General features: G+C 69.6%; 20 protein-coding genes and 1 riboswitch. Of the genes, 12 read left to right on the top strand and 8 right to left on the bottom strand.

The genetic code is table 11. The features are described 5' to 3' along the window. Positions 1-174: 174 nt before the first annotated feature. The 3 genes from ACIP94_RS11475 (at position 175) to ACIP94_RS11465 (ending at position 3,716) form a co-directional block, all read left to right on the top strand. Positions 175-1,287 (top strand): LacI family DNA-binding transcriptional regulator, encoded by a 1,113-nt coding sequence (locus ACIP94_RS11475; protein ID WP_402422931.1) that lies wholly within the window; start codon positions 175-177, stop codon positions 1,285-1,287. Between the two features lie 253 nt (positions 1,288-1,540). Next, positions 1,541-2,650: a metallophosphoesterase gene (locus ACIP94_RS11470; protein ID WP_402422928.1), complete on the top strand. Its 1,110-nt coding sequence runs from the start codon at positions 1,541-1,543 to the stop codon at positions 2,648-2,650. 193 nt (positions 2,651-2,843) lie between these two features. Further along, positions 2,844-3,716: a hypothetical protein gene (locus ACIP94_RS11465; RefSeq protein WP_402422925.1), complete on the top strand. Its 873-nt coding sequence runs from the start codon at positions 2,844-2,846 to the stop codon at positions 3,714-3,716. 198 nt (positions 3,717-3,914) lie between these two features. On the opposite strand, the gene thiC is transcribed toward ACIP94_RS11465, so the two are convergent. After that, positions 3,915-5,717, bottom strand: coding sequence for a phosphomethylpyrimidine synthase ThiC (gene thiC, locus ACIP94_RS11460; RefSeq protein WP_402422922.1), 1,803 nt, complete (start codon positions 5,715-5,717; stop codon positions 3,915-3,917). Further along, positions 5,710-5,866: riboswitch (TPP riboswitch) on the bottom strand. (Overlaps the previous gene by 8 nt.) A gap of 38 nt (positions 5,867-5,904) precedes the next feature. Between thiC and ACIP94_RS11455 the strand changes: the two genes are divergently transcribed. Then, positions 5,905-7,374, top strand: a complete 1,470-nt coding sequence (locus ACIP94_RS11455) for a YibE/F family protein (RefSeq protein ID WP_402422919.1) — start codon at positions 5,905-5,907, stop codon at positions 7,372-7,374. Positions 7,375-7,479: 105 nt separating this feature from the next. On the opposite strand, the gene ACIP94_RS11450 is transcribed toward ACIP94_RS11455, so the two are convergent. The 4 genes from ACIP94_RS11450 to ACIP94_RS11435 form a co-directional block, all read right to left on the bottom strand. Next, positions 7,480-7,917, bottom strand: a complete 438-nt coding sequence (locus ACIP94_RS11450; RefSeq protein ID WP_402422916.1) for an SsgA family sporulation/cell division regulator — start codon at positions 7,915-7,917, stop codon at positions 7,480-7,482. Positions 7,918-8,016: 99 nt separating this feature from the next. Beyond that, positions 8,017-8,862, bottom strand: a complete 846-nt coding sequence (locus ACIP94_RS11445; protein ID WP_402422913.1) for an IclR family transcriptional regulator — start codon at positions 8,860-8,862, stop codon at positions 8,017-8,019. 252 nt (positions 8,863-9,114) lie between these two features. Beyond that, positions 9,115-9,327, bottom strand: coding sequence for a DUF5326 family protein (locus ACIP94_RS11440; RefSeq protein WP_402422910.1), 213 nt, complete (start codon positions 9,325-9,327; stop codon positions 9,115-9,117). Between the two features lie 166 nt (positions 9,328-9,493). Next, positions 9,494-9,811, bottom strand: a complete 318-nt coding sequence (locus ACIP94_RS11435; RefSeq protein ID WP_402422907.1) for a cupin domain-containing protein — start codon at positions 9,809-9,811, stop codon at positions 9,494-9,496. Between the two features lie 59 nt (positions 9,812-9,870). On the opposite strand from ACIP94_RS11435, the gene ACIP94_RS11430 reads away from it, so the two are divergent. From ACIP94_RS11430 to ACIP94_RS11410, 5 genes are all read left to right on the top strand, one after another. Beyond that, positions 9,871-10,251 carry a phage holin family protein gene (locus tag ACIP94_RS11430; protein WP_402422904.1) on the top strand — a complete coding sequence of 127 codons (381 nt, stop codon included), beginning with the start codon at positions 9,871-9,873 and terminating at the stop codon, positions 10,249-10,251. Between the two features lie 9 nt (positions 10,252-10,260). Then, positions 10,261-10,752, top strand: a complete 492-nt coding sequence (locus ACIP94_RS11425; protein WP_402422901.1) for a low molecular weight protein-tyrosine-phosphatase — start codon at positions 10,261-10,263, stop codon at positions 10,750-10,752. Further along, positions 10,749-11,903, top strand: coding sequence for a cystathionine gamma-lyase (locus ACIP94_RS11420; protein WP_402422898.1), 1,155 nt, complete (start codon positions 10,749-10,751; stop codon positions 11,901-11,903). The genes ACIP94_RS11425 and ACIP94_RS11420 overlap by 4 nt, the downstream gene beginning before the upstream one ends. Before the next feature lie 264 nt (positions 11,904-12,167). Then, positions 12,168-13,073 (top strand): LysR family transcriptional regulator, encoded by a 906-nt coding sequence (locus ACIP94_RS11415; RefSeq protein WP_402422895.1) that lies wholly within the window; start codon positions 12,168-12,170, stop codon positions 13,071-13,073. Between the two features lie 126 nt (positions 13,074-13,199). After that, the gene (locus tag ACIP94_RS11410; protein WP_402422892.1) at positions 13,200-13,682 is read left to right on the top strand and encodes an NUDIX domain-containing protein; all 483 of its coding nucleotides are present in this window, start codon (positions 13,200-13,202) and stop codon (positions 13,680-13,682) included. Between the two features lie 54 nt (positions 13,683-13,736). On the opposite strand, the gene ACIP94_RS11405 is transcribed toward ACIP94_RS11410, so the two are convergent. Continuing rightward, the gene (locus ACIP94_RS11405) at positions 13,737-15,326 is read right to left on the bottom strand and encodes a globin domain-containing protein (protein WP_402422889.1); all 1,590 of its coding nucleotides are present in this window, start codon (positions 15,324-15,326) and stop codon (positions 13,737-13,739) included. Positions 15,327-15,922: 596 nt separating this feature from the next. Between ACIP94_RS11405 and ACIP94_RS11400 the strand changes: the two genes are divergently transcribed. Then, entirely contained in the window at positions 15,923-16,789 is an 867-nt protein-coding gene (locus ACIP94_RS11400) for a GNAT family N-acetyltransferase (RefSeq protein ID WP_402422886.1), read from the top strand. A gap of 70 nt (positions 16,790-16,859) precedes the next feature. Here the strand turns inward: ACIP94_RS11400 and ACIP94_RS11395 are convergent, their stop codons facing one another. After that, positions 16,860-18,068, bottom strand: a complete 1,209-nt coding sequence (locus ACIP94_RS11395) for an MFS transporter (RefSeq protein WP_402422883.1) — start codon at positions 18,066-18,068, stop codon at positions 16,860-16,862. A 142-nt stretch (positions 18,069-18,210) separates the two neighbouring features. Between ACIP94_RS11395 and ACIP94_RS11390 the strand changes: the two genes are divergently transcribed. After that, positions 18,211-18,714 carry a MarR family winged helix-turn-helix transcriptional regulator gene (locus ACIP94_RS11390; protein ID WP_402422880.1) on the top strand — a complete coding sequence of 168 codons (504 nt, stop codon included), beginning with the start codon at positions 18,211-18,213 and terminating at the stop codon, positions 18,712-18,714. Positions 18,715-18,723: 9 nt separating this feature from the next. Beyond that, positions 18,724-19,176: a GNAT family N-acetyltransferase gene (locus tag ACIP94_RS11385; RefSeq protein ID WP_402422877.1), complete on the top strand. Its 453-nt coding sequence runs from the start codon at positions 18,724-18,726 to the stop codon at positions 19,174-19,176. A gap of 109 nt (positions 19,177-19,285) precedes the next feature. Here ACIP94_RS11385 and ACIP94_RS11380 read toward each other — a convergent pair whose 3' ends face one another. Further along, positions 19,286-20,671: a serine hydrolase domain-containing protein gene (locus tag ACIP94_RS11380; protein ID WP_402422874.1), complete on the bottom strand. Its 1,386-nt coding sequence runs from the start codon at positions 20,669-20,671 to the stop codon at positions 19,286-19,288. Positions 20,672-20,677 lie beyond the last annotated feature (6 nt).

Raw genomic sequence — 20,677 nt, 5'->3', positions numbered from 1 at the left:
ATGGCCACCTTGGCAGGCCCATGCGTGTCAACGCGTCACGTACTGCCCTTGGATCGTTCAAGCCCCTTACATTCCAAGGCCTTTCCCCACTCCTCGCCATGCAGAAACGTGCCTGTCAACCCGTGCATATGCGTCCGCACTACCCCACCGCATGAGCCCTACTATCGGCTCGCCATGACAGCAGCAGGGAAGCACCAGGTGAGCCGGGCGGAGACCACCCGCCGAGGCAGCCGGCCGGGCCGGGCGGGCATCAGAGACGTGGCCGCCGCCGCCGGAGTCTCCATCACGACCGTCTCCGACGCCCTCAACGGCAAGGGCCGGCTGCCGGACGCCACCCGACGCCATGTCCGCGAGGTCGCCGACCGGCTGGGCTACCGGCCCTCCGCCGCGGCCCGCACCCTCCGCACGGGCAAGTCGGGCCTCATCGGCCTGACCGTGACCACGTACGGGGATGAACCTTTCACCTTCACCGAGTTCGCGTACTTCGCGGAGATGGCCCGGGCCGCCACCTCCGCGGCGCTCGCCCGCGGCTACGCCCTGGTCATCCTGCCCGCCACCTCACGCCATGACGTGTGGTCGAACGTCGCCCTGGACGGCACGGTCGTCATCGACCCGTCCGACCAGGATCCGGTGGTCAGCGAGTTGGTCCGCCAGGGGTTACCGGTCGTCTCCGACGGCCGGCCCGCCGGCACCCTCCCGGTCACCGCCTGGGTGGACAACGACCACGAGGCCGCGGTCCTCGGCATCCTCGACCATCTGGCCGCCGCCGGCGCCCGGCGCATCGGACTGCTGACCGGCACCACGACGGACACCTACACCCATCTGTCCACGACCGCCTACCTGAACTGGTGCGAGCGCGTCGGGCAGGATCCGGTCTACGAGGCCTATCCCGCCCACGACCCCTGCGCGGGCGCCGTCGCCGCCGACCGGCTGCTGGCCCGCCCCGACCGCCCCGACGCGGTCTACGGACTCTTCGACCCGAACGGCACCGATCTGCTCGCCGCCGCCCGCCGCTACGGGCTGCGCGTCCCCGAGGACCTGCTGCTCGTCTGCTGCAGCGAATCCGCCGTGTACGCGAACACCGAGCCGCCCGTCACCACGCTGTCCCTGAAGCCGCGCCGGATCGGCACGGCAGTGGTCCAGCTCCTCATCGACGCCATCGAGGGCATCGAGTCGGACCAGCCGGTCGAGCAGGTCATACCGACGGAGCTGATCGTGCGCACCTCGTCCCAGCGCCGGCCGCCCCGGACCACGGTCAGCCCGCCCCGGTCGCCCGAGCAGGGGTAAGCCGTCGGTATGCCACGGGTGACGGACCGCCCACGGGCGGGTGACGCACACGTCACCCACAGGCGGGAGACGTACCTGGTCGCAGCAGGGAAAAGCCCCGCCCATTCAGGGCGAAAGCCGCGGGGAGCCGGGGTCCTTCCCCGATTCACCACCCCTGGGTCATCACATGGCGCGATCCGCATTCCTATGATGGGCCCACGACACCCGCGGACCGCTGCGACCAGGCAGTCCGATGCGGTGCAGATGCGGCGCGATGGTGGAGGGGTCGATGACTCAGGGGGCCGGTCAGGGACCCGAGGCGGAGCGAGCGGCGACGTTGCGCGACTTCCGGGTGCCCGCGTACGTCCACGAGACCGGTCCGTACACACAGAGCACGCCCCCCGATGAGGTCACCGGACCCGTCACACCGCCCGAGGCATACCCGCCCGGCTACTCCGACGCGTACACGCCCACCGAGCGTGACCTCCCGGTCATCACCCCCGACGACACGCTCCAGGTGAGCGCCGACCCGGCGGACGGGCCCGCCCCGCACCCCGCCGAAGGGCCCGGACCGCTGTTCGTGGTCGGGGACGTCCACGGCTATCTCGACCAGCTCGTGGCGGCTCTCCAGGAGAAGGGGCTCATCGACGCCCAGGGCCAGTGGTGCGCGGGCACGGCGCGGCTGTGGTTCCTCGGGGACTTCACCGACCGCGGTCCCGACGGCATCGGGGTGATCGACCTGGTGATGCGGCTGTCCGCGGAGGCGGCCGCGGCCGGTGGCTACTGCAAGGCACTCATGGGCAACCACGAGCTGCTGCTGCTCGGCGCCAAGCGGTTCGGCGACACGCCCGTCAACTCGGGCGCGGGCACCGCGACCTTCCAGGCGGCCTGGCTGCTCAACGGCGGCCAGAAGACGGACATGGACCGCCTCCAGGACCACCACCTCCAGTGGATGGCCCGTCTCGACGCGGTGGAGGAGGTCGACGGGCACCTGCTGGTCCACTCGGACACCACCGCCTACCTCGACTACGGCGACTCCATCGAAGCGGTCAACGACACCATCCGCGAGACGCTCACGCGCAATGACGCGGACGAGGTGTGGGATCTCTTCCGGAAGTTCACCAAGCGCTTCTCCTTTCGGGACGAGGGCGGCGCCGACGCCGTGCGGTCCCTGCTGGAGACCTACGGCGGCAGGCGGATCGTCCACGGCCACAGCCCCATCCCGTATCTGCTCGGCGAGGTCGGCTCGGAGGACGGCGACGACGACGCGGGTCCGGTCGTCGAAGGTCCCCATGTCTACGCGGAGGGGTTGGCGATCGCGATGGACGGCGGCGTGACCATGGCCGGAAAGCTGCTGGTCCAGCAACTGCCCCTGGATAGCTGAGCGTTCGGCGGGCAGGCATTCCCCGACGGGGGCCGTCCGAGGAGTGCCCGGGCCGTGGGGCAATTTCCGGAAACCCCCTGTCACCGTGTGCCGTCGCCGCTCTACCATCGGCTTATCCGTAGCAGGCTCCCCTCCGTTTCTGCCCGACGGCTCGTCAGCATGCCGAGCCACCAGCCCTACGGAGCATCGGGGGATGCACATGAACAGCGTTCCGCGGCACCTGCTGAGCGAGGACCGCCAGGACTACGAGCGGATCCTCGGTGAGGCGCTGCGCTCCGCACCACAGCACCCGGATCCGGCCGCTGTCGGACAGCGGCTGAACTCCGAACAGCTGCGCACCATGGCGCTGAACGCCACCGCCCTCATCACCGCGGCGGCAGCCGCCGAATACCAGCACTATGTGAAGGTGCGGGAGGAGCTGCGCCGTCCGGCGCCGGCCGCCCCGCCCGTCCAGGAAAACACCGACGACGGCGACTCCACGGAACCGGAGGCGGACGGCCAGGGGCTCGCCGCCGCAGTGGGGGAGGCCGCGGCGAGCGCCGGAGCCGGTGCCGTGGTCGCGGTTCTCGCCCCCTTCCTCGCCGGTGCCGCGGCGGCGATCTTCCTGCTCGTGGGCTACATCCTCAAGATGGTCAACCCCGACCAGGCGTTCGCCCGGACCCTCCTGACCACCGGGTGGGTCTTCGGCGCGGTGACCGCGGCGGCGATCCTGGTCGCCGCGACCGGTCTGCTGCTCACCGCCCTGCGCAACAGCTCATCGGCCCAGAACGCGGAAGCCCAGAGCAAGTTGATCACGGAGGTGACCCGGGCACGGGAGGCCTGGCACGAGGCCCTGCTGGAGCGCGGCATCCTGCCGTTCCTCCGCGAGGCCCTCGCCGAACCGGGCACGGCCGCGATGAACCGGAAGGCACCCGAACCGACCCCCAGCCGCATCCCGCACCTCGGCTACGACCGCCCAGGCTTCAGCAGCCCCGACAGCGGTCCTGCCGCCGGCCCGCGCCCCACCTTCAGCAGCCCGGACTTCACCAGCCCGGACTTCGGGGGCCCGGACCACCAGCCGGAGTAACGGACTCGGCCGGCAGCCCGCCGGCCGAGTCGATCAGCAGCGGCGACGCGGCCGCCTCCGAGCCCTCACCCGGAGCGGACACGCTCCGAACCACCCCCGTCGTAGCCCGGCCCGCCTCTCACCAAGGAGCGCGGGCCGGAACCTCCGCCTGGGCCCGCCCCGGCACCGGGCCGTGCGGGCTCAGGACGCCCGGGAAGGTCACTCCGCGATCGGCAGATACACCCGGTTCCCGCCCGCCGCGAACTCCTTCGACTTCTGGAGCATCCCCTCGGCGACCTCCTGCGCCGTCGCCCCCTCAGTCACCGCACCGCCGAACCGCTCCGCGATGTCCTGGCTGATCTTCATGGAGCAGAACTTCGGACCGCACATCGAGCAGAAGTGGGCCGTCTTGGCGGGCTCTGCGGGGAGGGTCTCGTCGTGGAAGTCGCGAGCCGTGTCCGGATCGAGGGCCAGGTTGAACTGGTCCTCCCAGCGGAACTCGAAGCGCGCGTCCGACAGCGCGTCGTCCCACTCCTGCGCGCCCGGGTGCCCCTTGGCGAGATCGGCCGCGTGGGCGGCGATCTTGTAGGTGATGACGCCGGTCTTGACGTCGTCACGGTTGGGTAGGCCCAGGTGCTCCTTGGGTGTGACGTAGCAGAGCATGGCCGTGCCCCACCAGGCGATCATGGCGGCACCGATGCCGGAGGTGATGTGGTCGTAGGCCGGCGCGACGTCCGTGGTCAGCGGACCGAGCGTATAGAACGGAGCCTCATCGCAGATCTCCTGCTGCAGATCGATGTTCTCCTTGATCTTGTGCATCGGGACGTGTCCCGGGCCCTCGATCATCGTCTGTACGTGGAAACGCCTGGCGACACGGCCGAGTTCCCCGAGGGTGCGCAGTTCCGCGAACTGCGCCTCGTCGTTGGCGTCCGCGATCGAACCGGGCCGCAGACCGTCGCCCAGCGAGTAGGTGACGTCATAGGCCGCGAGGATCTCGCAGAGTTCCTCGAAGTTCTCGTACAGGAACGACTCCTTGTGGTGGGCGAGGCACCACGCCGCCATGATCGAACCGCCGCGCGAGACGATGCCGGTCTTGCGGCTCGCCGTCAGCGGTACATACGCCAGGCGCACGCCCGCGTGGACCGTCATGTAGTCCACACCCTGTTCGGCCTGCTCGATGACCGTGTCCTTGTAGATCTCCCAGGTCAGTTCCTCGGCCTTGCCGTCGACCTTCTCGAGCGCCTGATAGAGCGGCACCGTGCCGATCGGTACGGGGGAGTTGCGCAACACCCACTCACGGGTGGTGTGGATATTGCGGCCGGTGGACAGGTCCATGACCGTGTCGGCGCCCCAGCGGGTCGCCCAGGTCATCTTCTCGACCTCCTCCTCGATGGAGGAGGTGACCGCGGAGTTGCCGATATTGGCGTTGACCTTCACCAGGAACCGCTTGCCGATGATCATCGGCTCGATCTCCGGGTGGTTGACGTTGGCCGGCAGCACCGCGCGGCCCGCCGCGATCTCCTCCCGGACGACCTCGGGCGACACGTTCTCCCGGAGAGCCACGAACTCCATCTCCGGCGTGACCTCCCCGCGGCGCGCGTAGGCGAGCTGCGTCACCGCGCTGCCCTCACGCCCGCGGCGCGGCTGACGCGGGCGCCCCGGGAACACCGCGTCGAGATTGCGCAGGCCGCCGCGCGGCGAGGTGTGCCTGATCCCGTCGTCCTCGGGACGGACGGGGCGGCCCGCGTACTCCTCGGTGTCGCCGCGGGCGATGATCCAGTTCTCCCGCAGCGGCGCAAGTCCCCGGCGGACGTCGGTCTCGGCGACTGGATCGGTGTACGGGCCGGAGGTGTCGTACAGGCTGACCGACTGCCCGTTGGTGAGATGCACTTGACGAACGGGCACCCGCAGATCGGGGCGCGAGCCTTCGATATACGCCTTGTGCCAGCCGATGGACTTCCCGGCCTCCTGAGGCTCTTCCCCTTGAGCGGAGGCAGGCGTGCGTACGTCCTTGACGGTCATAAGACCTACTCCCTACGCCGGCATTACCCGGTAACAGGTTCAGCGGTCGGCGCAGCCGTCTCCGCTCGCTGATGTTCCACGTGAAACATCGCGTCTGCGGAGGTCAGCGCCCTCTCAGCCCGGTGCTCCGAGCTCCCGCGCGTGCAAAAGTCCCTTCACGCTAGCGTCTAATTAGGCGGGCTGAACAGTGGGCCTCACCCGTTCTTGCGATGATCGGGCGGTGCCCCCTACACAGCATCACCCCTCGCACCCACCGTCCGAGCCGCCACACCACCATGGCCCGGGCGACAAACAGAGCCCCGGAGACGGCCATGGCCATGGGCCCGGCGCCGGCCACGGCGATGGGTCCGTAGGTGGACACGGCCACTCCCACAGTCACAGCCACGGCCCCGCGGCCCCCGTGTCACGCCATCTGCGCAGGGTCATCGCCGCGATCCTCATCCCGTTCACCGCGGCGGTCATCGTCGGTCTCGTGGTGCTGTGGCCCGGGGGTGTTCCCTCGCACAAGCGCTCCGGCGTCGGCTTCGACCGGCAGACCCAGCAGGCCACGGTCACCAGGGTCGTGGCGGTGGACTGCAAGTCCGTGAACGCCTCGGGTGGGGGTCCGGTCGGCGACACCTCCCTCACCGGCGACTCATCGACCCCGCAGACGGCGGCCGGCACCTGCAAGAAGGCGACCGTCCGTGTCGACACGGGCAAGGACACGGGCCGTACGTTCACGGAGATCGTCCAGCCGGACCAGTCACGGCAGTTGCACGAGGGCGAGAAGGTCGTGGCCGCGTACGAGCCCTCCGCGCCCAAGGATCTCCAGTACTCCGTGACCGATGTGGACCGCAAGTTCCCCATGGCCCTGCTCGCCGGCATCTTCGCCGTGGCGGTGGTGGTCGTGGGCCGGATGCGCGGCGTCATGGCCCTCGTCGCGCTGGCCGTCAGCTTCCTGCTGCTCAGCCTCTTCATCCTGCCCGCGATCCTCCAGGGCTCGAATCCTCTGCTCGTGGCCGTGGTCGGGTCGAGCGCCATCATGCTGATCGCCCTCTATATGTGCCACGGCCTCTCGGCCCGCACCTCCGTGGCGGTACTGGGCACGCTCGTCTCCCTGTCGCTGATCGGCCTCCTCGGCTCGAAGTTCATCGGCTGGGCCGCGCTGACCGGCAACACGGACGACAACACCGGACTGATCCACGGTCTGTACCCGCACATCGACATGAGCGGTCTGCTGCTCGCCGGGGTCATCATCGGTTCCCTCGGCGTCCTCGACGACGTGACCGTCACCCAGACGTCCGCGGTCTGGGAGCTGCACGAGGCCAACCCCTCGATGGGCTGGCGCGGTCTGTACCGTGCGGGCATCCGCATCGGCCGCGACCACATCGCCTCGGTCGTCAACACGCTCGTTCTGGCGTACGCGGGCGCGGCCCTGCCCCTGCTCCTGCTGTTCTCGATCGCGCAGAGCAGCGTGGTCTCGGTCGCGGGCAGCGAGCTGGTCGCAGAGGAGATCGTGCGTACGCTGGTCGGCTCGATCGGGCTGGTCGCCTCGGTGCCGGTGACGACGGTCCTGGCGGCCGCCGTCGTTTCGGCGGACCGCCGCTCGAGCACGGCCGACGCCGCCCCGGCTCCCGTCCCGGCCCGCGGGGGGAGGGGGCGCCGCCGCAAGCACTGAGACTTCCCGGAGAACCTCCGCAGAAGCGTTACGGCATCTCACCGCGCCGGTACCGTCCGCGAGGAACCGTCACGGCGTGAGGAACCGTTACGGCGCCGTGCGGTCTCAGCCCGCGCTCTGTTCCTCCGCCAGGATCCGGTCCAGCGCCTCGTCCAGATGGGCGTCGAAGTCGGCGAGGGAGCCCTCCTGCCCGAGGGGCACCAGTTTGTCGGTGCGATCGAGGAACGCGACCAGGGGCACCGCGCCCGACCGGAACAGCGCCCGGTCGCTGCCCACCTGGAGCCGGATCAGCACATCGCCGAAGGTGTCCGGCTCGGCGGGCGCGATGTGCACATCGCCGTCGCCGCACGGCCGGCCCACCCCGTCCACCAGCAGTTCGCGACCGAACGCCCAGGTCACGGGGGCGTCGCCGGGCAGATGGAAGGTCAACCGCACCGCATAGGGATCACAGGTCTCGTAACACAGCTCCACCGGAATGCGGAAGGAGAGCTCCTCGGACACGAGAAAGCTCATCATGACCTCTGCCTGCACCGACTCGCGCATCGTCTACCCCGTCAGTAGCCGTCGACTGGCCAGGAATGATCCCCTGACACCTGGGGGAAGTTTGCTGAACGTACACAGCAGATCACAAGGAGTGAGTTTTCAGATGCTGATAGAGAGGGCGAGTGTCCCTGTCAGCCTGCCGATCTCCGCCTGCAGCCGACGGGCCGCCGGCAGCAGCCGGTCGGCCTGGTGGGAGGGCAGGGAGAGGGCCACTGCGGCCGCGGTCGCGCCGGTGGTGAGGGGCACCGCGGCGCAGGCCGTGCCGAGCGCGTACTCCTGGCGCTCGACGACCGGTTCCGTCCCTTCGAGGTGCTCCAGACGACGCAGCAGGCTGCGGTTGTCACGCAGCGTGTACGGGGTGATCGGCTGCACCGGATAGCGGTCGAGATGATTCCGCCGGGCCTCCTCGTCGAGCTGTGACAACAGGCACTGACCGAGCGCGTGGGCGTGCCCGGTCTCCCGGAAGTCGGCCCACTCCTCGGCCGCCGGGAGGCCCGGACTGTCGGCAACTCCGAGGACCTCGATCTCACCCTCGCGGTAGACCGCGTAGTAGACGGGCGCACCGATCGAATCACGCCATTGTGCGAGCGCGTCGTGCACCATGCCGCGACGTTTCTGCTGGGTCGCGCTGCCGCTCAGCCGCTCGGCGGCCTCCCCGAGGAAGAACAGGCCCTTCTCCCGGCGCAGATACCCCTCGTGGGTCAGGGTGCGCAGAAGGTGATACGCCGTGGGAAGCGCCAGGCCGACCTCCCGGGCCAACTGCTTGGCGGGGGCACCGTACTCATGGTCGGCGACGGCTTCCAGCAGCCGCATCGCCCGCTGCACCGACCCGATCAGGGTGGTGGACTGCGCCGGCGCGGGCGGCAGGTCCTCCTCCGCCGGCGAGGTGCGCCGCTGCGCGGGCGGGGCGGTCGAGTGTGCGGGTGCGGTGCCAACCGTGGCCAAAGGTCACTCCCGGAGCACGAAGTGGTCCTCCCGTGGGAGAACACGGGAGGCGGATGCACCGCGCGCGGGTCCTGCCGCGCGCCGGGCTCCGGACTTTAACGGCCTCCCACCGGCCGTCGATGGCGTCACCGGGAAAACTTCCCCCGCCCGAGGGAACGTCAGGTTCCTGTTACCGGCGGACCTTTGCCGACCGCCGGTCCCGCCCCGTGCCGCCGTCCGGAGTCGCACCCGACTCGATGCGCTCCGGGTGGCTCACCAGTCGCCGCGTGACGACGAACTCGACATGAACTTCCGTACGACGTAGATCAGCCCGCCCACCAGGGCGACGAAGAGCAGCACCTTGAACAGCAGCAGAATGACGAATCCGACGACGGTCGCTATCACGCTGCCGAAGACCACCAGGGCGATGACCGGCACCGCGATCCACTTCACCCACCACGGCAAACCCGCGAAGATCTCTCGCATCGCCCTTGTCCTTGTCTGTCCGCCCGTTGCCCCGCGTCGTGTTCGGGGGCTCCCCAACCGGGTCCATCCGTTCTGCTTCGATGCTAGGACCGCTCGGAGGCCGAACGCGGGTCTCGCGCCCCTTGTCCTCCCCTGATCGTCCCCTGAGGGAACCCCGAGACGGGGCTCAGCTCTCCGGCGGAGAGAACACCACCAGCACCCTCAGATCCTCGGTGATGTGGTGGAACCTGTGGGCGACGCCGGCGGGCACGTAGATGACGCTTCCGCGTGCGATCTGGGTGGTCTCCAGGCCCACGGTGATCGAGGCGCGGCCGCTGACGACGAAGTACACCTCGTCCTGCGGGTGCGGCTTCTGCGGGTCGAGGTCGCCCGCGTCGAGCGCGTACAGGCCGACCGACATGTTCCGCTCCCGCAGGAACTGCAGATAGGCGCCGTCGTTGGCAGCGCGCTCCGCCTCCAGTTCGTCCAGCCGGAAAGCCTTCATCGCTCCTGCCCGCCCTTGCTCGCTACTCGCTTCTGATCCCGTCTGCCACGATCAGACACATGAAGAATTTCGTAGTCAAGACGATCGCCAACGCGGGGGCCCTGGCCGTTGCCGTCTGGGTTCTCAACAAGATCACCCTGACGGGCTCCAGCACCGGCAAGAAGGTCGGCACGCTGATCGTTGTCGCGCTGATCTTCGGACTGGTCAACTTCCTGGTCAAGCCGATTGTGAAGGTACTGACCTTCCCCCTGTTCATCCTGACGCTCGGCCTGATAACCCTGGTCGTCAACGCCCTGATGCTCCTGCTCACCTCGTGGGTGGCGGGCAAACTGGATCTGGGTTTCCATGTCGAGGGCTTCTGGACCGCCGTGCTGGGTGGTCTGATCATCTCGATCGTCTCCTGGGCGCTGCACCTCCTGCTGCCCGATGACGAGGACTGAGAGAGCCGCATGACCTATCGCATCTGTTTCGTCTGTACCGGCAACATCTGCCGCTCACCGATGGCGGAGTCCGTCTTCCGCGCCCGCGTGGAGGAGGCAGGGCTCGACGACCTGGTCGACGTCGACAGCGCGGGCACGGGCGGCTGGCACGAGGGGGAGGGGGCGGACCCGCGCACCGTCGCCGTCCTGGAGGAGAACGGCTACGGCAGCGAGCACACCGCGCGCCGGTTTGAGCCCTCCTGGTTCTCCCGGCTCGATCTGGTGATCGCCCTGGACTCGGGCCATCTGAAGGCCCTGCGGCGTCTCGCCCCCACACCTGAGGACGCTGCCAAGATCAGGCTCCTGCGCTCCTACGACCCGGCTGCCGACGGCGCCCTCGATGTGCCCGACCCGTACTTCGGGGGGATGGACGGGTTCGAGGAGTGTCTTGAGATGGTGGAGGCGGCGAGCCCCGGCCTGCTCGCCGCGGTGCGCGAGCAGACGGAGGGACGGGCAGCATGACCACACAGGACGCGGGCACGTCCGGTCCGGGGATCGGGGACGGCACACGGGCGGTGCGGGCGGGGCTGCCCGAGCCCGTCAAGCACGAGCCGACCCTGCCGGGCCCGGTCTTCGCCGCGCACTTCCACCTGCCAGGCGAGCCGACCGGCCCGTACACCTACGGCCGGGACGAGAACCCCACCTGGACGCATCTGGAGCGCGCCATCGGCGAGCTGGAGGCACCCGGCGAGGAGGGCGTCGAGGCGCTCACCTTCGCCTCCGGCATGGCCGCGATCTCGGCGGTTCTCTTCTCCCAGCTGCGCGCCGGCGACACGGTGGTGCTGCCCGAGGACGGCTACCAGGTCCTGCCGCTGGTGGGCGAGCAGCTGACCGCGTACGGCATCGAGGTGCGCACCGCGCCGACCGGTGACGACGCCCAGCTCGATGTCCTCAAGGGCGCGAAGCTGCTGTGGATCGAGACCCCGTCGAACCCGGGTCTCGACGTGTGTGACGTGCGGCGGCTCGTGACGGCGGCCCATGCGCAGGGCATCCTCGTGGCCGTCGACAACACCCTGGCGACGCCGCTCGGCCAGCGGCCCCTGGAACTGGGCGCCGACTTCTCCGTGGCCAGCGGCACCAAGATGCTCACCGGGCACGGGGACATCCTGCTCGGCTATGTGGCGTCCGGGAACGCCGGGCTGATGACCGCCGTACGGCGCTGGCGCAAGATCGTCGGAGCGATCCCGGGTCCCATGGAGGCCTGGCTCGCACACCGCTCGCTGGCCACGCTGCGGCTGCGCGCGGACCGGCAGTCGGCCAACGCGCTCGTGGTCGCCGAGGCTCTGCGGGGCCGGGCCGAGGTGACGGGGCTGCGGTATCCGGGCCTGCCCGACGACCCCTCGCACAAGATCGCCGCGCAGCAGATGCGGCGCTTCGGCTGCGTGGTGTCGTTCTCGCTGCCCACGCGTGCGCGTGCCGACCGTTTTCTGGACGCGCTCCGCATCGTTGACGACGCGACCAGTTTCGGAGGGGTGCGGTCCACCGCCGAGCGGCGTGGACGGTGGGGCGGCGACGCGGTCCCGGAGGGCTTCATCCGCCTCTCCGTCGGCGCCGAGGACCCCGAGGACCTGGTGGCCGATGTGCTGCGGGCGCTCGACGCGTCGGCGGAATGACCATGTCCGGCCCTGCCGTCCTCAGGCTCCGGCTACGCGCGCGTCCAAGGGCGATGCGGTCCCCCTGGGGGTCCGTCTACGGACAACGGACGGTCCGAGCCTCCCCCCTCGTGGCTCGGACCGTCCTCGGTTCCGCGCGCGAAGAACCGCGCAGACAAGGCTAGTTGACTCTATGTCAGTGTCCAATCACGGTAGCGACAGAGACCTATCGACTTATTTATAGTTGGGCATGGTCGCGGGGTGCCGGAGACGGGAGGGAGCGTCATGGATCTGGCCCTGCTGCGCACCTTCGTCACGGTGCACCGGGCCGGTTCCTTCACCCGTGCCGCGGCACTGCTCGGCCTGTCGCAGCCGGCGGTCACCTCCCAGATACGCACCCTCGAACGACAGCTGGGGCGGCCGCTCTTCCTGCGCCAGGCCCGCGGGGTGACCCCCACATCCATCGGTGACGAACTCGCCCACAAGGCCGCTCCTCATCTGGACGCCCTGGTCGAGATCGCCGAGACGGGTCTCGACGAGCACTCGTCGCTGCGCACCCTCCATCTGGCGGGGCCGCCGGAGTTCACCGCCGAACGGGCCCTGCCCGCACTGGCGGAGCTGACCGACGAGGACGGCCAGGGGCTTACCCTCCGTGCCTCCTTCGGGAACGCCGAGGAGACGCTGGAAGGGCTCGCCGCCGGGCACCACGACCTGGCCATCACCACGACACGGCCCCGCGGAGCCCTGCTCACGGCGACCCCCCTCTGCGACGAGGAACATGTCCTGGTCGCGGCCCCCCGCTGGGTCCCCCGCATCGGCCCCGGTCCGGTGCGCCGAATGGACGCGCATCTGCTCGAGAACCTTCCGGTGGTCGAGGTGCACGAGTCGCTGCCCTTCGTCTCCCGCTACTGGGCCTCCGTCTTCGACTCCCGGCCCGCTGCCTCCGGCACGGTCGTCGTCCCCGATCTGCGCGCGGTTCTGGCCTGTGCCGTCACCGGGGCCGGGCTCGCCGTGCTTCCGCGCTACCTCTGCGCCTCCGCGCTGGAACGGGGCGATGTCGTGGCCTTTCATGAACCGGCGGTGCCGCCGCTGCGGACGTACTTCCTCGTGGTCCGCACCGGAACGCTCGCCATGCCCCATATCGCTCGTGCCCACGAGTGGCTGTTGCGGACTGCGGCCGCCTGGGGCTGAGACCCGGCGGGACGGCGCGGTCCGCCACCTCGGACCCCACCCGTTCCACCCGCTGTTCACGCGGGGTTCGACGCCATGTGGGGTGCGGGATGTTTCACGTGGAACAGGGTGGGCCACATTTCACCCATGACCGTTCGCCCCGTGGTCAAGCGCACTGCCCGCGCCATCCTGCTGGATGGTGACGACCTGATTCTGATCAAGCGGACCAAGCCCGGAGTCGATCCCTACTGGGTCACACCGGGCGGCGGGGTCGATCCGACCGACGCGACCGTTGTCGACGCGCTCCACCGTGAAGTGCACGAGGAACTCGGGGCCAAGATCAGCGATGTGGTCCCCTGCTTTGTGGACACGGTCGAGCACATCGGCGAGAACGGCGGGGCCACCGGCGTGAAGGTGCAGCACTTCTTCGTCTGCCGCCTCGAGTCCATGGACGAGCGCCTCCGGCACGGTCCCGAGGTCGAGGAGCCCGAAGGCGAGTACGAGATCGTACGGGTGCCCTTCACCCGTGTCGGCATCGCGTCCGTCCATCTCGTACCGCTGTCGCTGCGGCACTACCTGGACGGAAACATCGAGGGAGTACGCGCGATGCACGCGCCCGACCTGGGCTGACATCCCGTACCGGACCGCCGGCTCGCCCTGGGGACCCTTGCGGGGGTGGTGTTCCTACGATTCCTGCACGCCGGCCAGGACCAGTTCCTCCACCGAATCGTGGCGTATGCGCTCCGACGGGACACCGACGTTCCGGAGCGCGTGCACACCGCTGCGGATCATGCCGGGCGGCCCCGAGAGATACACGTCGTACTCGTTCCACGGCCCGTACTCGCGTATGACGTCCGGCAACTGGACGCGTTCCCGCTCGTCGACGACCGGGCGGACCGAGAGCCAGGGGTGGCTCTGCTCCAGTCGCAGCATGGTGTCGATGTCGTACAGATCGTGGCCGGTGCGGGCGCCGTAGAAGACCTCGACCCGGCGGCGCTCGCCATGCTCGGCGACGTCCTCGACCAGGGCCTTGATGGGCGCGATGCCGGTGCCGCCGCCGAGGCAGAGCAGCCCGCTGTCCGTGGTGTGGTCGACGGTCATCGTGCCGCCAGGCGGCCCGAGCCGGATGATGTCGCCGGGGCGGGCCCGATGGACCAGCGCATTGGACACCCAGCCCGCCGGAACCGCCTTCACATGGAACGTGAGCAGTCCGTCGGAACGCGGTGCCGAGGCGAAGGAGTAGTGGCGCCATATCCGCGGCCACCACGGGGTCTCCAGGCTCGTGTACTGGCCGGCCAGGAACGGGTACGGCTGGTCGGGTCGCACCGTGATCACCGCGATGTCCGGGGTCCGGAGGTCGTGCGAGACGACCTCCGCGTACCACCAGGCCGGGGCGCGCAATTCGTCCGCGGCCGCCGCGTCGATCATCACCTGGGAGATGGTGGTGTACACCCGCACCCAGGCGGCCTCGGTCTCGGCGTCCCAGATCGCGGAGGTGTACTTGCTCAGCGCTCCGATAAGGCACTCCCCGACGGCCGGATAGTGCTCGGCCCGGGTGCCGTACTTGCGGTGACCGCGTCCGAGGTTCTGCAGATAGGCGACCAGGACCTCGGTGTTGTCGATGTGCTCCGCGGCGGTCAGCAGCGCCTTGAGCAGCCGGTCCCGCTGGGTGTCCATCGCGGCGGGGAACAGCGACCGCAGGTCGGGGTGGCGGACGAAGAGCAGCGCGTAGAAGTAGGAGGTGACCTTGTCGGCGATGGGTTCGACCTCGGCCATGGTCCGCCGGATCAGCACGGCGTCAGGGGAGGCCCGGGGTCCGGGGGCCGGCCGCTGAGCGAAGGCCTGCGGCTCGGTGAGGCGGGTGGAGACCTGGGACTCGGTGCGGCCGGTGGCGCTGGAGGGAGCGGTGGCGCTGGAGGGAGCGGTAGCGCTGGAGGGGCCGGGCATGGCGGGATGGCCGCCCTGGGCAAAACCGGGCGTCCGCCCGTTCGGGGTGGCGGCCGGGGCAGCCGCCTCGCGGGAGGGCTCGGGTTCGGTGAGGGGCCGTACCGGCGGAGCCGTCGCCGGCACGGGACTGCCTGTTCGCGACGGGTCGGCGTGCTCGCCCGGGGTCTGCCGACCGACAGGGCGCATCGCCGCCAGGCGGTTGCCCTCGGGTGTCTCCAGCTCTCCACTCGGGGGCGCCTGGGGGTTCGTGCGGGGCGTGAACCAGCCGCCCCCGCCGCTGCCACCGGACGTACCGTCGTCGGCCGACGTGGTGGTCGGAGCCTCCATGGTGTGCCTCGCCTCGAACATCTTTCGGTCGGTCTGCGCACTTCCCCTGTCGGCGGGCTGTCAGTCTGCACACCGAGGGTCTTGCTTCTTTCCCCGTTCCTGATGGTCAATGCGGCCACATCCAACCCATGTTTCCGCCGCGTACGGGCAAGCAAGGCGAGAGTGTGACATCGGCCGCAGCACTCAGGCCGCAGCATCGCACTCCGGGACGTCTGCCCGGCCGGGTAACAGAAAATACGGGTCTTGGATCTCACCGTCCCGTTAGGCTGCATCGGCCTGCATTCGCGCCCTGCACGAATGTACGCACATCACACCCGACGCGAACCGGACTCGACCATACCGGTCGCCGTCTCCCACACAAGTACCGCCTTGGTCTCCCGCCGGAAGCGGCCGTCTCAGCAGGCAATTCCCTCAACTACCTGGCGAGCCGCACCAATGCACAGGATCTGTTCCGGAGCGATCCCGATCTGACCTCCTGCCTGTTTCACGTGAAACGCCTCCCCTTGCGCGGTGTTGGGCATGACTTGGCCAAAAGCATGTGCGTTCGGCAGCAAACCGGTGGACGTCGGCGACCCCTGTCGGACAGCCTGACCTGCGTGTCGACACCTCCCCTCAGCGCTCTGCCCATCCGCCGTCTGACGCCCCGCGATCTCAGCGCCTGCGCCGACTTGTCCGAGGACCGGGGGTGGCCCCGGGAGGAACACAAATGGGGCCTGCTTCTGGCTGCCGGAAAGGGGTACGGCATCGACGACCCCGAGGGCGGCCTTGTCACGGCCTGCGTCGTCACCGAGTACGGAACGCGGTCCCGTCCGGATCTCTGCGCCATCGGCATGGTGCTCGTCGCCCAGCGGCATGCACGCCAGGGTGTGGGCCGTCGGCTGATGCGTCATGTGGTGGCGGACATGGGCGCCGCCCCGCTCACGCTGTACGCGACCCCCTACGGCCGCCCCCTCTACGAGGAACTCGGCTTCAAGACCATCGGCAGCTCCGAGACGGTGGTGGGACACTTCACGGCTGATGCAACGCCGTCCCCCGTCCTGACCCGCCCGGCCACCGGGGAGGACCTCGCCACGCTCGTCAGACTCGACGAGGAGGTCTTCGGCGTCGACCGCACCCATGTGCTCACCCGGCTGCCCGCCTTCGCCGACCAGATGCGCGTCGCCGAGGAGAACGGCCGGATCACGGGATACGCGGCCGCTTGGCCCAATATGGACACGCATGTCGTGGGTCCGCTCATCGCCCGTGACGCCGAAACGGCCAAGGCACTCGTCGCGTCTCTCGCTGCCCATACCGATCGCCCGCTGCGCACGGATGTCGATGTGCGGCACGAGGGCCTGCTGACCTGGCTGAAGGAGCGCGGGCTCGCCTCCGTCGGCATGAACGCGGTCATGACGTACGGCATCCCGGACCTGCCCGGCGACTGGATGCGGCGCTTCGCTCCGGTGACGGTGGCGGCGGGCTGAGCCGGTCAGCACGGAACGCGTGCCTTCGACGAAGGGAGGCACGCGTTCAGGCTCGCGGTGGCGGATCCGCTCAATGGTGCACAGCGGCCTGCCGTTCGCTCGGCGCGCTCGCCCCCACGGCGGTGCCGAAGGCTGTCTCGCGGCGCTCCAGGGCGGCCGAGAGGAACGCGAGCAGCAGGGCGGCCGCGGCGAGGACGGCGCCGACCCAGTTCGGGGCGGTGTAGCCGAGACCGGCGGCGATGACGATGCCACCGAGCCAGGCCGACAGTGCGTTGCCCAGGTTGAAGGCGCCGATGTTCGCGGCCGAGGCGAGGGTCGGGGCGCCGTGGGCGTGGTCCAGGACCCGCTTCTGCAGCGGAGGCACGGTCGCGAACCCGAGAGCGCCGATCAGCGCGATGGTGAGCGCGGCGAGGAACTTGTGATGCGCGGTCACCGTGAACAGCGCGAGCGCGAGGGCGAGCCCGCCGAGCGACACGTACAGCATCGGCATCAGCGCACGGTCCGCGTACCGGCCACCGATGAGGTTGCCGCCGACCATGCCGAGGCCGAAGAGGACCAGCAGCCAGGTGACCGAGCCGTCGGCGAAGCCGGCCACATGGGTCATCATCGGTGCGATGTAGGTGATGGCGGCGAAGACACCACCGAAGCCGAGCACGGTCATCGCCATGGCGAGCAGCACCTGCGCGTTCTTGAAGGCGGCCAGCTCATGGCGCAGATGGACGCCCTCCGGCTTGGGCATCTCGGGCACCAGCTTGGCGACTCCGATCAGTCCGAGCACGCCCAGCGCGGCGACCAGCGCGAAGGTGATCCGCCAGCCGGCCGACTGCCCGATGAGCGTGCCGAGCGGGACGCCGACGACATTGGCGACGGTCAGGCCGCTGAACATCATCGAGATGGCCCCGGCCTTCTTCTCCGGAGCGACCAGTTCGGCGGCCACCACCGAGCCGATACCGAAGAACGCGCCGTGGGCCAGAGAGGCCACCACCCGGCCCACCAGCATCAGCCCGAAGACGGGCGCGACGGCGGAGACCAGGTTGCCGATGATGAACAGGCCCATCAGCACCATCAGCATCCGCTTGCGGGAGACCTTGGTGCCGAGCGCGGTCATGATCGGGGCACCGAGCATCACCCCCAGGGCGTAGCCGGTCACGAGCAGTCCGGCAGTGGGGATGGAGACCCCGAAGTCGTCCGCGACCTCGGGCAGCACTCCCATGATCACGAATTCTGTGGTTCCGATTCCGAAGGCCCCGATGGCAAGGGCCAGAAGCGCGAGAGGCATGCGGGCTGCACCTTCCAGACGATTGCATGAGCGCATTGCGCCCTTGCAACATTAATTGCAGACGCGGGATAACTGCAACAGCAGTCTATTGCGGTGGTGCCCTATCCTGGATGGGAGCCGCTCCGGGATGGAGGAGAACGCCATGACAGCGACGGACCCCGCGCTCACCGCCCTCGCGCAGGGCTGGTGCGCCCTCTCCCTGCTGCACGGGAGAATCGAGGCCCATATCGAGCGAGCCCTGCAGGCCAAGCACGACCTGAGCGTGCGCGAGTACTCCCTGCTCGACGTGCTCAGCCGACAGCACGACGGCGACGGAGGCCATCTGCAGATGAAGCAGGTCGCCGACGCGGTCGTCCTCAGCCAGAGCGCCACCACCCGGCTGGTCACCCGGCTCGAGGACCGTGGCCTGCTGTCCCGCTACCTCTGCCCCACCGACCGCCGCGGCATTTACACCAACGTCAGTGAGTCCGGTCTCAAGCTCCTCGAAGAGGCCCGTCCCACCAATGACGCCGCGCTGCGGGAGGCACTCGACGAGGCGGCGAGGAACCCGGAGCTGGAGCCCCTGGTCCGTGTGATGGAGTCCCTGAACGTGCCCATCTGGAACCGTCTGCTCCCCGCACACCCCGGTGCGCCCAGTCCCGCATAGGCTGCCGGTATGGGAGATCTTGAGATTCGGCGTGCCCTCACGGACGACGTCCCCGCGATCGTCGCTCTGCTCGCGGACGATCCGCTCGGCGCCCAGCGGGAGTCGCCGGATGACCTGACGCCCTATCTGGCCGCGCTGGACCGGGTGAACCGCGATCCGAACCAGCATCTGATGGTCGCCGTCCGGGACGCACGCATCATCGGCACCCTCCAGCTCACGATCATCCCGGGGCTGTCCCGCAAGGGTGCGAACCGCTCGCTCATCGAAGCGGTCCGCATCGACGTCGACGAGCGCGGCAACGGCCTGGGCGCGCGGCTCATCGAGTGGGCCATCGATGAATCCCGGCGGCTGAACTGCCAGTTGGTCCAGCTCACCTCCGACACAAGCCGCACCGACGCCCACCGCTTCTACCAGCGTCTGGGCTTCGAGCCCTCGCACGTGGGCTTCAAATTGCGGCTCTGAAACGGCGGTGCCTCGACCGGACGAACAATGACCCGGCCGGGCCGAACGAAGGGTCCTGTTTCACGTGAAACAGGACCCTCGCCGGATGACCCTGCCAAGTGCCGACGTCTTAGCCGATCCCCCGCCACCCCCCGGGATCGACCCCGCCGGGCACCGGAGCGCCCTCGTCATACGGCTGACGCGTGAACACGAACGATCCGAGGTCCAGATGGCTCACGGACCCGTCCGGACGCCGCACGGCCTGCAGCCGCTCTCCCGCGTAGTAGCCCTCCAGCCCCGTCCATGTGCCGTCGCCGTTCGCCCGGAACCGTGAGCGCCGGCCGGCGCCGGACAGCGGGCCCAACGACACGAGCCCGTCCGCGGTGACCCGGAGGGCGAAGGCATGCGTGCCCCAGTACCACTGGCCCGCCAGCTCCAGTACGGCCGGATCGACGTGCTTCATGGGGCGCCACGGCTCGGGGATCCTGGGTTCGGCCTCGGCCACGATACGGACGAGATCGGCGCCCACGGCCGACACCAGCGGGCCGGATGTGCAGTTGGCCAGGACCACGGCGGCGACATCGTCCTCCACGCTGAGTGTGAGGCACGCGAGAAAGCCCGGCAGCGAGCCTGTGTGCCCGACGAGGAGCCGTTCACCCGAACGCCGGATCTCCAGCCCCAGACAGTAGGCATAGCCGGCCGCCACGTCCGCGGCTTCGGGCGGAGCCGCCGGAGTGCGCATCTCCAGGAGCGAATCGGCGCTCAGCACCCGGTCGTCGCCCCTGACCAGAAAGGCGGCGAAGCGCGCCAGGTCCCCGGTGGTGGACCACAATTGCCCGGCCGGTGCCATCCGGCCCAGGTCCTCGGCCGGTTCGGGCAACATGACATCGGCCCAGGGATGCACCGCCCAGCCCCCGGCGTGGGGCTGCTGCGGACGCACACTCGTGCGATGAAGACCCAGGGGTTCGAGCACTTCGCGTTGGAGAACCTCCTCCCACGGGGCTCCGCGCAGCTCCTCGACCAGCGCCCCCAGCAGGGTGTAGCCGGGGTTCGAATAGTGGAACCTCCGACCGGCCGCATGCGGAAACGGCTGCTGACCGAGCACATCCGTGAGCGCCGGGCGCAGCGAGCCGGGGGTGCGTTCCCACCAGGGCGCGGGTGACTCGGCCGCGAGCCCGCTCGTGTGGGCGAGCAGTTCGGAAAGGGTCGCCTCCCCCGCACGGGTGCCGGGCAGATGCTTCTCCAACGGATCGTCGAGGTCCACCACACCCTCGTCGCGCAGCCGCAGGACGAGGACGGCGGTGAAGGTCTTGGTGATCGAGCCGATCCGGTACTGCACACGCTCATCCGGGGCATGGCCGTCCACGGAGGTGCGCGAGCCGTGCCACACCGTCCGGCCGTCCCGGACCACCGCGGCGACCAGTGACGGAGCCCGTCCTTCGGCCTGGGCCACGGCGATACGGTGCAGCAAAGCCCGTCGCGTGGCGGGGAGCAGCTCTTCCTGCGATGTCGTCATGACCCA

Source organism: Streptomyces sp. NPDC093261, from assembly GCF_044753645.1.
Lineage (GTDB): Bacteria > Actinomycetota > Actinomycetes > Streptomycetales > Streptomycetaceae > Streptomyces.
Note: the sequence above shows the minus strand (reverse complement) of the source record. Positions and strands in the feature narration are given on the sequence as shown.

Coding starts and splice junctions, on each gene's coding strand:
- ACIP94_RS11385 (WP_402422877.1), top strand. CDS start 18,724: ATGGGAGATCTTGAGATTCGGCGTGCCCTCACGGACGACGTCCCCGCG.
- thiC (WP_402422922.1), bottom strand. CDS start 5,717: ATGACCGTCAAGGACGTACGCACGCCTGCCTCCGCTCAAGGGGAAGAG.
- ACIP94_RS11465 (WP_402422925.1), top strand. CDS start 2,844: ATGCACATGAACAGCGTTCCGCGGCACCTGCTGAGCGAGGACCGCCAG.
- ACIP94_RS11415 (WP_402422895.1), top strand. CDS start 12,168: ATGGATCTGGCCCTGCTGCGCACCTTCGTCACGGTGCACCGGGCCGGT.
- ACIP94_RS11420 (WP_402422898.1), top strand. CDS start 10,749: ATGACCACACAGGACGCGGGCACGTCCGGTCCGGGGATCGGGGACGGC.
- ACIP94_RS11430 (WP_402422904.1), top strand. CDS start 9,871: ATGAAGAATTTCGTAGTCAAGACGATCGCCAACGCGGGGGCCCTGGCC.
- ACIP94_RS11425 (WP_402422901.1), top strand. CDS start 10,261: ATGACCTATCGCATCTGTTTCGTCTGTACCGGCAACATCTGCCGCTCA.
- ACIP94_RS11470 (WP_402422928.1), top strand. CDS start 1,541: ATGGTGGAGGGGTCGATGACTCAGGGGGCCGGTCAGGGACCCGAGGCG.
- ACIP94_RS11435 (WP_402422907.1), bottom strand. CDS start 9,811: ATGAAGGCTTTCCGGCTGGACGAACTGGAGGCGGAGCGCGCTGCCAAC.
- ACIP94_RS11390 (WP_402422880.1), top strand. CDS start 18,211: ATGACAGCGACGGACCCCGCGCTCACCGCCCTCGCGCAGGGCTGGTGC.
- ACIP94_RS11380 (WP_402422874.1), bottom strand. CDS start 20,671: ATGACGACATCGCAGGAAGAGCTGCTCCCCGCCACGCGACGGGCTTTG.
- ACIP94_RS11440 (WP_402422910.1), bottom strand. CDS start 9,327: ATGCGAGAGATCTTCGCGGGTTTGCCGTGGTGGGTGAAGTGGATCGCG.
- ACIP94_RS11405 (WP_402422889.1), bottom strand. CDS start 15,326: ATGGAGGCTCCGACCACCACGTCGGCCGACGACGGTACGTCCGGTGGC.
- ACIP94_RS11450 (WP_402422916.1), bottom strand. CDS start 7,917: ATGCGCGAGTCGGTGCAGGCAGAGGTCATGATGAGCTTTCTCGTGTCC.
- ACIP94_RS11475 (WP_402422931.1), top strand. CDS start 175: ATGACAGCAGCAGGGAAGCACCAGGTGAGCCGGGCGGAGACCACCCGC.
- ACIP94_RS11395 (WP_402422883.1), bottom strand. CDS start 18,068: ATGCCTCTCGCGCTTCTGGCCCTTGCCATCGGGGCCTTCGGAATCGGA.
- ACIP94_RS11410 (WP_402422892.1), top strand. CDS start 13,200: ATGACCGTTCGCCCCGTGGTCAAGCGCACTGCCCGCGCCATCCTGCTG.